Genomic DNA, 12236 nt, shown 5'->3' with positions numbered 1-12236 from the left:
CGCTATCCGGTCAAAACCGCCGCTCCCGCAGCCCCACCCCGCACCCATCACCCCGGGCTAGACCCTCACCCGTCGCCCCGGGCTCGACCCGGGGCCCAAGCACCGGCCACCCAGCCGCTCCCCCCGCCCTATCCCGAGCCAACCCCACAAGCCCACCCCCGCAACCGTCGCCCCCGGGCCGCCCCCGGGGCGAAACACCCGCCCCCCCCCCCCCCCCCCCCCCCCCCCCCCCCCCCCCCACCCCCCCCCCCCCCCCCCCCCCGGGGGTCCCCCCCCCCCCCCCCCCCCCGCCGGAGGCCCCAACCCCCAGCCCCCTATAACCCCCGCACCCCGGGCCGCGCCCGCGTCCGCCCGAGCAGCAGCGATGACAGCGCCCACACCAGCGCATCGGCCCGGTCCGGAGACCGCCCCGGCCCGGCGAACACCCCGTTCGACATCAGCCCGCACATCTGCGCCTCCAGCGCCGCAAAATGCCCGGCATGGAACACCCGGCCCTCGCCGTAGAGGCTGGCGACCGGCTCGGCGCGCGCAACCTTGCCCCGCGCCGCGCGCACCGGCAGCACCGGCAACGCGGAATCCACCGCTTTCAGCACCGCGATCACCATGTCGCCGCCATTGTTGATCTCGGCCACCACCCGGTCGGCGTCCCAGCGGTCGGCGGCAGCAACCACGGCCCGCGCCCAGGCCTCGGGCCGCCCGCCGGTCACCGAGGCATCCTCGACGATCCACCCGGCGCCGGCCGCATCCAGCCCGGCAACCACAATCCCGCACACCCCGTCGCTGGCCCCGGCCGGCGGATCGACGCCGATCACCACCCGCACCAGGTCCGGCGCCGCGCCGCGCCGCTGCCCCTCGATCAGCCCGGGCGTCCACAGCGCCCCCTCGATCTCCTCGATCAGCTCGCCGTCCAGTTCCTGCCGCCCGACCATCGTCCCGCCGAAGCGCGCCTCGAGCGCGCCGAGAAAGCCCTCGGGCAGATTGGCCCGGTTGTCGCGCATCCGCCCCCGCGTCACCACCACGCCCGGTTCGCTCAGCAGCCGCTTCAGCCAGTCGAGCGGCAGCGGCGTCGTCGTCAGCAGCAGCTGCGGCTTCACCCCCAGCCGCGTCGACAGCCGCAAATTGGTCAGCGCCGCCTCGGCGCGCGGCCAGTGCACGAATTCGTCCCCCCAGCCATAATCGAACTGCCCGCCGCGCAGCCCGTCCGGGTCGCCGCCCGAATAGAGCCGCGCCGTCGATCCATTGGCCCAGGTCAGCAGGTGCAAGCTGGACAGATAGCGCAGGCCCGCCTCCGGCGGCGCCAGCGCCAGCAGGCCCGACTCCCCCTCTACCATCACCGATCTGGCACTTTCAAGGCTTGCGCCCACAATTGCGAACCGCCGCGGTTCATCGGCCGCCAGTCCCAGCACCCATTCCGCCCCCGCCCGGGTCTTGCCGAACCCTCGCCCGGCCAGAATTGTCCAGATCGACCAGTCGCCCTCGGGCGGCAATTGCGATCGTCGCAGCTTGCCGGCCCCGGTCAGCGCCTTGATCACCACCTCCGTGCCAAAACGGTTCAGCAGGTCGAGCCGCTCCTCGCCCGGCAGCGCCGCCCACAGCTCCGCCACCGACGCCTCTTGCACCGCCATCCATACCTCCGCCCAAGCCGTTTCGGTCTCGCTCTCAGTCGGGCTGCTCGCCGGCCATCAACCGGATCTCCTCGCGCAGCTGCGCCACCCCCGCCGCACTGGCAGCGGACTTGGTCACCGGCCCCATGCCGCGCCGCTGCAGGATCGCCAGTGCCAGCTTGCTGTCGACAATCCGCGCCGCGGCCGGCAAATTCTCCTCGGAGGCCAGCAGCCGCGCCATCACCCGCGCATCGACCAGCTCCCAGGCAATATCGAGAGCCCGCGCCCAGCCGGCGCCGAAGTCGGCATCGTCCTCGCGCAGCCGATAGGCCTCGTCGAGCGGCCGCGACACCGCTTCTGCCGCTGCCGCCGGATCACCCCCCTCGGCCAGCCGCGCCAGGAACCGGCGGCGTTCGGCCAGCCGCCATCGCCTCTTGCTCATGATGCAAAGCCCTCCCGATAAGCGTGAGCATCGCCCGCCGCCTCTGGTCCAACCCTTCCGGGCATAATTCTGTAGCGTGCCCTCTCTCTATCAGACAGCGCGCCGCTTGTCAACATAAATCACCCATTTGGTGAAATTAGCCGGCCCTCTTTACGTCAGCGGCGGAACAGGCCACTAGCCGGTCACTATGGCCGCTCGGCCCGTCGGAGTACCCACCCATGTTCAGACAAGCTGCCGGCGTCGCCGCCCTGCTCCTTTTAGCAACGCCGCTCGCGGCTCAGACCGTTCCCGCGCCCACCGCAGCCGAAGACGATTCAGTTCAGGCCCTGCGCAGCGCCTATGCGGTCGCGCTGCCGCTGCACATCATGGCCCGCGCCCGCAACGCCGCGCCCGCCATCAACGCGCTGGCCTATCAGCAGGCCGCCGATGATCCCCGCCCGCTCGGCCTGCCGCTGCAGAATGCCGACCTGCTGCACGCTGTCGCCTGGCTCGATCTCGGGGCCGGCCCCGTCGTGCTCACCCTGCCGGCGCTCGCCGGGCGCTATCATTCGGTCGCCATCTCCACCATGGCCACCGACCTGCTGACCCTGCTCGGCACCCGCTCCGGCAGCCAGGGCGGCCGCTTTGCCCTCGTGCCGCAGGGCTATGACGGCGCGCTGCCGGACGGTGCCACACCCATCCGCCTCGCCTGCCGCGATTGCCGGCTGATCGCCCGCGTCCTCGTCAAGGGCCCCGAGGATCTGGAGGAGGCCCGGGCCGCCCTCGCCGGCATCACGCTGGAGGCCGAGTCCCAGCCGACGACCGCCATTGGCGACACCCCGGTCACACCGACCGCCACCAGCCTGATCGCCACCGCCGCCGCCCTCGCCGAGCGCAACGGCGGCACCCTGGCCCAGAAAGCAGCGCCGCTGGCCACGCTCGATCCCGCTGCCCTGCAAAAGGCCCTGCCCGCCCTGCGCGAAGAAATCGCCGCCAGCCTGCCTGCCTCTGCCGATACCGTGAATGGCTGGCGTTACCCGCGCTTCCCGATCACCGATGCCGCCGCCGACGATGGCTATCGCGCCCAGGTCGCCCTCAGCCAGCCCGATGCCCTGCCCCGCGTCGAGGCGATGCAGATGGAAGCGCGCACCGATGCCACCGGCGCCGCGCTGACCGGCAGCAAGGCCTATCGCCTCGTGCTGCCTTACAAGATGCCGATCGGCGGCTTCTGGTCGGTCTCGATGTACCAGCTGGACAAGGCCGGCGTCGCCCGCTTCGTCAGCAACCCGTTGAACCGCTTCGCTGTCGGCGACCGCTCGGACCATCTGCGCGCCGAGCGCAACGGCAGCACCGAGATCTTCATCCAGGCCCGGCAGCCGGAGGGCGAGCGCGTCGTCAACTGGCTCCCCGCCCCCGCCGGCCCCTTTACCCTGGTCTTCCGGGCGTATCTGCCCCAATCGGAGATGCTGGACGGCAGCTTCCGCCTCCCCGCCCCCATCGCCGACGAACCGATCCCCTAACCAAGCCGATCGGCATGCCAGCGCAGATGGTCTTCCATGAACGTCTGGATGAACCAATAGCCATGGTCATAGCCGGCATGGCGGCGCAGCAGCAGGTCGATCCCGGCCGCATCACAGACCTGCTCCAGCCGCTCCGGCCGTAGCTGGCTCTCGAGGAACTGGTCGGCCAGCCCCTGGTCGACCAGCAGGTCGCGCATATGCGCGCCGCCTTCGATCAGCGCGCAGGTGTCGTGCTGCGCCCAGGCACGCTCGTCTGCCCCCAGATAGGCCGGCAGCGCCTTGTGCCCCCAGGGCACCTCGCGCGGCGCGCAGATCGGCGCAAAGGCCGACACGCTGCGGAACCGCCCCGGATTCTTCAGCGCCAGCGTCATCGCCCCATGCCCGCCCATGGAATGCCCCATGATCGACTGGCGGGACAGGTCCGGCTGCGCCACCTCGTGGAGCACTTCGGGCAACTCGTTGAGAAGCCAGCTTGCCATCCGGTAATGCGGCGCCCAGGGTGCCTCGGTGGCATCGAGCCAGAAGCCGGCCCCCTGCCCCAGATCATAGGCCGGATCGTCGGCCACGCCCTCGCCGCGCGGCGAGGTGTCCGGCATCACCAGGATCAGCCCGAGGTCGGCAGCATGGCGCTGGGCGCCGGCCTTGATCGCGAAGGTCTCCTCGCTACAGGTCAATCCAGCCAGGCACCAGAGCACCGGGCGCGGGCCGGGGTGCGGCGGCACGAACACGCCGAAGCGCATCGGCGTGCCGGTGACGCGGGACTGGTGGACATGGAACGACTGGCGCCCGCCGTGGCAGGAAGAAGAGGCAAGCGTTTCAAGACCTTCCGCCATCAGAAGACCACCACGGAGCGAATGCTCTCGCCCGAATGCATCAGGTCGAACGCCTTGTTGATGTCCTCCAGCGGCATCACATGGGTGATCAGCGGATCGATCTCGATCTTGCCGTTCATGTACCAGTCGACCAGCTTGGGCACATCGGTGCGCCCCCGGGCACCGCCGAAAGCCGAGCCTTTCCAGACCCTTCCGGTAACCAGCTGAAACGGCCGCGTGGCGATTTCCTTGCCCGATTCCGCCACGCCGATGACGATGCTCTCTCCCCAGCCACGGTGGCAGCATTCGAGCGCCTGGCGCATGACGTCGGTGTTTCCCGTGCAGTCGAAGCTGTAATCGGCGCCGCCATCGGTCGCCTCGATCACTGCGGCCACCACTTTTTCCCGCCCGATTTCAATGGGATTGATGAAATGCGTCATGCCGAAGCGGGTCGCCATTTCCTGCTTGGCCGCGTTGATGTCGATGCCGATGATCTTGTCCGCCCCGGCCATCCGGGCGCCCTGGATGACGTTCAGGCCGATTCCGCCCAGGCCGAAAACCGCGACGTTGGCGCCGGGTTCGATTCCCGCTGTCCATATCGCCGCGCCGACGCCGGTGGTGACGCCGCAGCCGATGTAGCAGATCTTCTCGAACGGCGCGTCGGCGCGCACCTTGGCCAACGCGATTTCCGGTAACACCGTGAAATTGCTGAAGGTCGAGCAGCCCATATAGTGGTAGAGGGTCTGGCCCTTGTAGGAGAAACGGCTGGTCCCGTCCGGCATCAGCCCCTGCCCCTGGGTACCGCGAATGGCGGTGCAGAGGTTGGTTTTCTGGCTGAGGCAGCTTTTGCACTGGCGGCATTCCGGGGTGTAGAGCGGAATGACATGGTCGCCGGGCTTGAGCGTCGTCACGCCGGGGCCGACTTCGCGAACGATTCCAGCGCCTTCGTGGCCGAGGATGGAGGGGAACAGCCCTTCCGAATCCTTGCCTTCCAGCGTATAGGCGTCGGTGTGGCAGATGCCGGTGGCGATGATCTCGACGAGCACCTCGCCGGCCTTCGGGCCTTCCAGATCGACTTCAACGATTTCAAGCGGTTGATTGGCAGCAAAGGCCACGGCAGCGCGGGTTTTCATGCAGTTTCCCCAGTATTGAACCGCTGAATTGCACCAATTCGGCGGGGGTTGGAAAGTGTTTTCCAAGGTTGATTTTTTCGCCATTTAGGCGCATGGGCAACCCCATCCTACATAATGAGGTAATTTTTCCATGACATTCAAGGGCTTTTGAGCTGCATGCCAAAAGAAGAAGTGATCAGGATCGAAGGTGAAATCACCGAAATCCTACCCGATGGCCGGTTTCGGGTGAAACTGGAAAACGAGCATGAAATCATTGCCTATACCGCTGGAAAGATGCGCAAAAATCGTATCCGTTCGATCGTCGGCGACCGGGTGCATGTCGAAATGACGCCGTACGACCTCGACAAGGGCCGCATCGTCTTCCGCGAGAAAACCGCGCCGATGCCGATGAACCAGAGGCGCTTTTTCCGCCGCTGACGGACAGTTTTCATGTCAAAATGGTGCGTCCCGGAGCCATTCGGGGCGCATTTTTGTGCGTTTCGGCCATGGTTCCGGAATGGACCAATGGTCTGTTGTTGACCGACAGTCTGTCTGATTGAATGGACCGACAGTCTGTCAGGACCCGGCCATGAGTCTCACCGAACAGCGCAGCCATGAAACCCGCCAGCGCCTGATCGACGCCGCCCGCGCCGGATTCATGGCCCAGGGCTATGACGCCACCGGCACCGCCAACATCCTCCGCGCCGCCGGGGTCCAGCGCGGCACCCTCTACCACCATTTCGCCGACAAGGCGGCGCTGCTCGAAGCCGTCTGCCGGCAACTCGCCGGCGAAGCCCTGCTCGCCGTCACCAACGCCTGCTGCGACCAGCCCGAAACCGGCTGGCTGCTGGCCGGTAGCCTCGCCTGGCTCGACCATCTCGACATCCCCGGCCACCGCCGTGTCTGGCTGCGCGACGCCCCCGCCGCCCTGCCCGACGCCCTCCACGAGGAACTGGCCATGGCCGGAATCCGCGGCTGGCTGCAGGACCGGCTGGTCGCCGACAGCGAAGCCGGACGGCTCGACCTCGCCGGCCGCGCCGATATCAGCGCCCGGATGATCGAAGGCGCCCTCGCCGGCCTCGCCGGCACCGAGCGCAAGGGCCGCGAACGGCTGGTGCGCGACCTGCTCGGGCGCTTTTCGCAGACGCCGGGGAATAATTATCTGAAGCTGCTGGCGCGGGGGCGGGCGGGGTAGGAAGGCAGAGGGCCTCTGAGGGGGGACAGGACCTCTTGGAGTGGGCGGGATTGGGCGGGCCGGCTGGGGTTAGTCCGGGATTTGTTTGATGTCGTCGAGGGTTAGAGGCTGCCGAAGGGTACCTAGTGAACGGGCTGACTGTCTAGAGTGCATCGAGTTTTTGACAGTGAGCGGACAAGAGCGCTTCGAAAACTCGTGGCGCGGTGGTGCGTCGCCCACGGGCGCCCCAGGCCAATAAAAACGGGCTCTTAGGATCTTCTGGGAGGCGTCTGGGGGATCAATGAGAGCCGCCTGGCGCATGGCGAACTGGGCCTTTATCGGAGCGGCGAGGAAATCACCCGCCCACTTCGCTTACTACGCTGAAAATATATGATTTTGTCGCTATAGAGCGAGGCCCAGTGGCCGTTTGCGCATCGGCGGAAGTGGGACCATTTTTTCCGGGCCACGGTGTGGCCTGAAGAGCGCATTATGGACAGCCTTGGGCCTTTTCGAGGCTGGCTGGGGTTGTCCATCTGGCCTTTTCTGAACCTATGATTGAATTGAGCCGGCGAACGTGAAGGTCAAGATTTCGGCTGCGCCACTCGCTCTCCAAATCTGATGATAGCCCTTCTGGAATAATGATCACTCCTTCACTGTCGCACTCGATTTTGGGATCGCTGCAGGCACTCATGGTGGTCAGCGTCAGGAAGGCGATAACAGCGGTGTTTTTCATACCGGGCGGACCTTCAGGTTGGCCAGGATGCGGCCAGCGATGCGGAGTGAGGATGGATCATCTGGTTCCCATTGCCAAGACCGCTGGACCTCGCCCAGCTGCTGGAGGGGCGGGCCGGTGAAGCGTCGGACGAGGGGCGTTCCGTCCCAGAAATAGAGGTAGAAGCCCTCCTCCTGATGGTGCTGGGCGTCCCTGCAGAGAATGGGATCACCCTCTTCGCCCAGGCCTTCCAGCTGGTGCGCCGGTAGCTCCGTGATGAAGAGGTTGGTGCTGGTGTAGAGAGTGCGGTTGAGCCAGTCCTTGCGGATCGGCGTGGTGGCCCAGGGCTCGGGCTTGCCGGTTTCAGTGAACTCGGCGAGACGGAAGTGGGGGACCATGACCCAGTCCGCCTCGTCGGCCGCGACCAGGCCGTGTCCGGTTTTGGCGAGCTCTCCCGATATCAGCCACTCGAGTGGCACATCGAGAGCCTGGGCAAGCCTGAGAGCGTTGCCCGCCTCCATTTTTGTCCGAGCGATGATGTCATTCAGGGTCGACGAGGTGATCCCGGCCTCGCGCGCCAGCCAGGCCTTTGAACGAGCCCCAAGGGCTTCCTCGATGCGCGCACCCCAAGCGGTCCGCGATTTCTCGCTTGCTTCGTTCCGAGAAATCGGATTATTGTGCGACTTATCGATGTTCACAGCGGATTTACGCATGGCAACTCACAGCAATTTTCATCCGGAGGACATTAAAGCGTTGATCCGGAAACGGTTTGGAAGCCTTCAGGCATTTGAACGTGCCAAAGGTTTGCCGATCCGCAGCGTGAGCGACCTGCTGCGGGGCAAGATGAGCCAGCGCGTGGCGGCTGCCGTTGACAGCGAGATTGGCAAGGCAGGGCACGAGAGTGTCTCCGGCGCGAAACTTTCCGATAATTCGGACAGTAGCGCCAAAAAGTCGCGCAATCACCGTCTAAATGCAAAGGCGGCCTGAACATGATGGCTGACAATGGCGCGCCGGCCAGCATGGGTGATCGGATCATCGCTGCACTCGATGGGCGGACGCTCAAGTGGCTCAGCTCCCGCACAGGCGTGCCAATGCAGACATTAAGCAATGCCACGCGGCATGGCAGCATGCTTGGCGCCGAAAAGGCAGCGTTGATTGCCCGAGCGTTGAAGGTTCCGGCGGAGTGGCTGATCTTGGGCGATGGACCAAGCCCTGTCGACGTGCCCACGGATCTGTCGCGATCGCCGACTGAAGACATAACGACATTAATGCTCGCACGGTTGATGCCGCCGGCCGGGCCGGGCCGGCGCATGCGCTGGCCGAGCTGGTATCACGACAAGCCGGTTCTCGCTGCGGTCGTCCGCACGCATCGGCAGGCTGAAATCGACCGAGTGCTGAGCGATTTACAGGAACGTTTCGGCACCCGGGCCCCCACCCGCTCTTCGCTGGCGCGCTTCTGGCTGCGCCTGGACGAAATGTATCACCAGACAAGGGTGTCAAAATAATGCGGCGCGACGAGCTTTCGCAGGCGGAACTGCCTGTTTTTCTTATCCCCGTTGATGCGATCGATGTCCCCGATGACCGGTTGCGGTCGCTCAAGGAGGCGATTGGCGCGGCGAGTGTCGCCGACGGCCAATATGATCCGATCACCGTCGCGCAGCTGCCCGGCCAGGAGGGGTTCACGCTCGTAGACGGGTTGCACCGCCTGGAAGGCTGTCGCCGGCACGGGCTGGCGCTGATCGAGGCGCGGATCGGTTCGCCGGACCGGACGGCCCGGCGGCGGCAGGAAGTTCTCTCCGCCTGGGCACGTGCTGACCATGACGTGTTCGACAAGGCGGCGCAGGTCGCCGAGATGGTCGAGCTCGCCAAGATCGGCTGGGGGCACGAGGAAGACGCAAGTATCACGATGATACTTGGCGGCCTCGACTGGGAGGATGCCGTCTGCGAGGCGCTGGGCATTGGCCGCGCGACGCTGTTCCGCCACCTCAAGCTGCATCGCTTTTTCACGCCTGAAAAGGTCGAGTTGCTGCGCGAGAGGGGCTTCGCCGGCGAGCTGATGCCGCTGGTGCGGCTGATCTCGCTGCCGAAAGAGACGTTCGTCACGGCTTGGGTCAGCATCCAGCTGGGTCAGGTCGAAAGCATCGCCGAAGCGCTGGCGAGCGTGGCGCCGGCCCCGGTCAACAGCTTCGACAAATCGCGCCAAAAGGTCGTGAAGCAGGTCAATGACTGGCCCGCTGGCGAAATCCGCGACCTGATCGACGAGCTGCGGCGGATCTATGCCGAGAAGGTGAAGCCGGCCTGATGGGCAAGCGGGTTTCCTCGCTCTCCGATCGGCAAATGGCATTCTCGTTTGATGTGCCGTCGCCGGCTTCGGCTGACGGTGATCTGGCGGGGTTCTCCCAGCAGCTCTCGGCCTCGGTGGCGCGGATGCTGTGCGAGGACAAGCGCAACCGGCGGGAGATTGCCAAGGCGATGAGCCGGCTCCTCGCCGAGGAAGTGACGCCGGCGATGATCGATGCTTATGCCTCCGAGGCGCGCATCGGGCACAACATCCCGGCCGCTCGCTGGTGGGCGCTGGTGGCGGTGACCGGGCGCTTCGATGTCGCCGATGCCATCGCCGCCCAGACGGGCGCGCGGGTGATCTCCGGCGAGGAAATCCGGGCAACCGAACTCGGCCACATCCAGGCTCAGATGGATGAGCTGCGTGAGCGCGAGCGCTCGCTGAAAGCGGTGCGGCCGGTCGTGAGGCGGGCGCGGTGAAGGCGGTGTCTGCCTCGGGCGCCCCGATGACCGGCGGAGCGACGATCGCCGCCGCTGCCGGCCTGGGCGGGTGCTGGTTGTCCGCGCACGAAATCGCCGAGCTGGGGCTGCCAGGCCTGCCGGCGACAAAGCGCAAGTTGAACGAGCTGATCGTGGCCGAGCGCTGGGCGCTGCGGGCCGGCCCTGCAGGCGAGCCGATGAACCGGCGCCGGTCGGGTCGTGGCGGCGGCTGGGAGTGGCATTCGAGCCTGTTGCCCGAGCGGGCTCGGCAGGAACTGGTGCGGCGCGGCCTGATCGAGACGGCGCCGCTGACGCCGGCGGTTGTGGTGCCGCTGGAGGATGCCAAGGGTGCCGCCTGGGCGGCCTTTGAGAGGATGCCGAAGAGCCGCCAGGACGAGGCACGGCAGCGCCTGACCGTGCTCCAGGCGGTCGAGGCCGCGCAGGCGACCGGCATGACCAAGACGCGCGCGATCGCGCTGGTCGGGGCCGATTGGGCGGTCTCGGCCGCCACCATCAACGGCTGGTTTGCGCGCGTCGCCGGTGTCAGCCGCGCCGACCGGCTGCCGCACCTGGCGCCGGATACCAAGGGCGGTGGACGGGCGGCGGAGATCGACGCCGAGCTCTGGGATCTCTACCGCTCGGACTGGCTGCGCTTCGAGAAGCCGACGCACGCGGCCTGCTATTTCCGGCTGGCCCGGGTGGCCAAGGCGCGCGGCGTGACGCTGCCCAGTGCCAAGACGCTGCAGCGGAAGCTCGAGCGCGAGACGCCGCCCGAGGTCATCATGGCGCGGCGCGAGGGCCGCGAGCGGGTGGCGCAGATGGTGCCAGCGCAGATCCGCACCGTCGCGCACCTCCACGCGATGCACACGGTCAACATAGACGGCCATGTCTGGGATGTCCGGGTGCAGTTCCCCGACGGCGAGGTCGCGCGGCCGGTGATGGTCGGCATCCAGGACGTGTTCTCGCGCAAGCTTCTGGCCTGGCGCGTCGACAAGACCGAGAGCGCCATCCTGACACGCCTCGCGTTCGCCGATCTATTCCGCGACCATGGCATTCCAAAGTGCTGTGTCATGGACAACGGTCGGGCGTTCGCCTCGAAGTGGATCTCGGGCGGCACCAAGACCCGCTACCGCTTCAAAGTGCGCGAAGACGAGCCGGCCGGCCTGCTGCTGTCGCTGGGCATCGAAAACCGCTTTGCCACGCCCTATCACGGCCAGGCGAAGCCGGTGGAGCGCGCCTGGCGCGAATATTGCGAGTACATCGCCCGGCACCCGGCCTTCGCGGGCGCCTACACGGGCTCCAACACAACGAAAAAGCCCGAAAACTACGGCTCCAGGGCAATCCCGCTGGCCGAATTCGAGGCCCTGCTGGCGCGCGAGATCGCCGCGATGAATGCCAAGAGCGGCCGCCGCACCGAAACCGCCCAGGGCGGCAGCTTCGACGATGCCTTCAACCGCTCGATCGAGGCCGGTGCCGCCGTCGGCCGGGCGACCGAGGCCCAGATGCGCATGGCGCTGCTGACCGCAGATCGGGTGCGGGCCGACCGGAAGACCGGCGCGGTGACTTTCGCGGGCAATCGGTATTGGGCGCAGGGCATGTCCGATCATGCCGGCGCGCTGCTGACGATCCGGTTCGACCCCGACCAGCTGCACGGCGCGATCTGGGCCTATGACGCCAAAGACCAGCTGATCGGCCAGCTCGATCTCTGGGAGGCCAGCGGCTTCGACGACATGGCAGCCGCCAAACGCACGGCGAAGCTGCAGGGCGACCATCGGCGGGCGGTGCGGGCGGCGACGGAGGCCGAACGGCTGCTCGATGCCGCCCAAGTGGCGCGCGAGCTGGCCAGCCTCAACATCGAGACGGCGGAAACGCCCGAGCCGGCCGTCCTGCGGCCGGTGCGTCCCGGCCGGCGGAGCGGCGGTGCCGCGGCTGCGGCGGCGACTGCAGCTGACTTCATGGACCGCTTCGCGGCGGGGCTCACCCACAAGATCGATGCCGATCTCGACGATTGGCAGGACCGGAATTCGAGGCAACCGAGGAACCCCCTGCGGCTGGTCGAATGAAACGGGGCGCGCCCGGCTGGACCCCGGACGCGCCCCTCAACCTCAACGGAAGAAGGAT

General features: G+C 67.1%; 14 protein-coding genes. 8 read left to right on the top strand and 6 right to left on the bottom strand.

Annotated features, from left to right (window positions below; all coding sequences use genetic code 11):
• Positions 1–314: 314 nt before the first annotated feature.
• Entirely contained in the window at positions 315–1625 is a 1311-nt protein-coding gene (locus ACTIFJ_RS00370; protein ID WP_439532086.1) for a terminase large subunit domain-containing protein, read from the bottom strand.
• Positions 1626–1659: 34 nt separating this feature from the next.
• Positions 1660–2046 carry a hypothetical protein gene (locus ACTIFJ_RS00365; RefSeq protein ID WP_439532085.1) on the bottom strand — a complete coding sequence of 129 codons (387 nt, stop codon included), beginning with the start codon at positions 2044–2046 and terminating at the stop codon, positions 1660–1662.
• Between the two features lie 218 nt (positions 2047–2264).
• Between ACTIFJ_RS00365 and ACTIFJ_RS00360 the strand changes: the two genes are divergently transcribed.
• Entirely contained in the window at positions 2265–3545 is a 1281-nt protein-coding gene (locus tag ACTIFJ_RS00360; protein ID WP_439532084.1) for a DUF1214 domain-containing protein, read from the top strand.
• Here the strand turns inward: ACTIFJ_RS00360 and fghA are convergent.
• Positions 3542–4378 carry an S-formylglutathione hydrolase gene (gene fghA, locus ACTIFJ_RS00355; RefSeq protein WP_439532083.1) on the bottom strand — a complete coding sequence of 279 codons (837 nt, stop codon included), beginning with the start codon at positions 4376–4378 and terminating at the stop codon, positions 3542–3544. The genes ACTIFJ_RS00360 and fghA overlap by 4 nt on opposite strands.
• Positions 4378–5490 carry an S-(hydroxymethyl)glutathione dehydrogenase/class III alcohol dehydrogenase gene (locus tag ACTIFJ_RS00350; protein ID WP_439532082.1) on the bottom strand — a complete coding sequence of 371 codons (1113 nt, stop codon included), beginning with the start codon at positions 5488–5490 and terminating at the stop codon, positions 4378–4380. Before ACTIFJ_RS00350 ends, fghA begins: the two co-directional genes overlap by 1 nt.
• Before the next feature lie 156 nt (positions 5491–5646).
• On the opposite strand from ACTIFJ_RS00350, the gene infA reads away from it, so the two are divergent.
• Positions 5647–5907, top strand: coding sequence for a translation initiation factor IF-1 (gene infA, locus ACTIFJ_RS00345; protein WP_439532081.1), 261 nt, complete (start codon positions 5647–5649; stop codon positions 5905–5907).
• 151 nt (positions 5908–6058) lie between these two features.
• On the top strand, positions 6059–6664 hold the full coding sequence (locus ACTIFJ_RS00340) for a TetR/AcrR family transcriptional regulator (protein WP_439532080.1): 606 nt from the start codon (positions 6059–6061) through the stop codon (positions 6662–6664).
• Positions 6665–7130: 466 nt separating this feature from the next.
• On the opposite strand, the gene ACTIFJ_RS00335 is transcribed toward ACTIFJ_RS00340, so the two are convergent.
• Both ACTIFJ_RS00335 and ACTIFJ_RS00330 read right to left on the bottom strand, forming a co-directional pair.
• Positions 7131–7376, bottom strand: coding sequence for a hypothetical protein (locus ACTIFJ_RS00335; protein WP_439532079.1), 246 nt, complete (start codon positions 7374–7376; stop codon positions 7131–7133).
• On the bottom strand, positions 7373–8068 hold the full coding sequence (locus ACTIFJ_RS00330; protein ID WP_439532078.1) for a helix-turn-helix domain-containing protein: 696 nt from the start codon (positions 8066–8068) through the stop codon (positions 7373–7375). Before ACTIFJ_RS00330 ends, ACTIFJ_RS00335 begins: the two co-directional genes overlap by 4 nt.
• On the opposite strand from ACTIFJ_RS00330, the gene ACTIFJ_RS00325 reads away from it, so the two are divergent.
• Genes ACTIFJ_RS00325 through ACTIFJ_RS00305 form a run of 5 tightly spaced genes read left to right on the top strand, consistent with a single transcriptional unit; the run spans position 8067 to position 12178 of the window.
• On the top strand, positions 8067–8342 hold the full coding sequence (locus tag ACTIFJ_RS00325; protein WP_439532077.1) for a hypothetical protein: 276 nt from the start codon (positions 8067–8069) through the stop codon (positions 8340–8342). The two genes, ACTIFJ_RS00330 and ACTIFJ_RS00325, sit on opposite strands and share 2 nt — an antisense overlap.
• Positions 8343–8344: 2 nt before the next feature.
• Complete coding sequence (locus tag ACTIFJ_RS00320) at positions 8345–8860, top strand: helix-turn-helix domain-containing protein (RefSeq protein ID WP_439532076.1); 516 nt, start codon at positions 8345–8347, stop codon at positions 8858–8860.
• Positions 8860–9657 carry a ParB N-terminal domain-containing protein gene (locus tag ACTIFJ_RS00315; RefSeq protein ID WP_439532075.1) on the top strand — a complete coding sequence of 266 codons (798 nt, stop codon included), beginning with the start codon at positions 8860–8862 and terminating at the stop codon, positions 9655–9657. Before ACTIFJ_RS00320 ends, ACTIFJ_RS00315 begins: the two co-directional genes overlap by 1 nt.
• A gap of 35 nt (positions 9658–9692) precedes the next feature.
• Positions 9693–10115 (top strand): hypothetical protein, encoded by a 423-nt coding sequence (locus ACTIFJ_RS00310; protein ID WP_439532074.1) that lies wholly within the window; start codon positions 9693–9695, stop codon positions 10113–10115.
• Positions 10112–12178 (top strand): transposase domain-containing protein, encoded by a 2067-nt coding sequence (locus ACTIFJ_RS00305; RefSeq protein ID WP_439532073.1) that lies wholly within the window; start codon positions 10112–10114, stop codon positions 12176–12178. Before ACTIFJ_RS00310 ends, ACTIFJ_RS00305 begins: the two co-directional genes overlap by 4 nt.
• Positions 12179–12236 lie beyond the last annotated feature (58 nt).

Source organism: Polymorphobacter sp. (assembly GCF_051860865.1).
GTDB lineage: Bacteria > Pseudomonadota > Alphaproteobacteria > Sphingomonadales > Sphingomonadaceae > Sandarakinorhabdus.
Note: the sequence above shows the minus strand (reverse complement) of the source record. Positions and strands in the feature narration are given on the sequence as shown.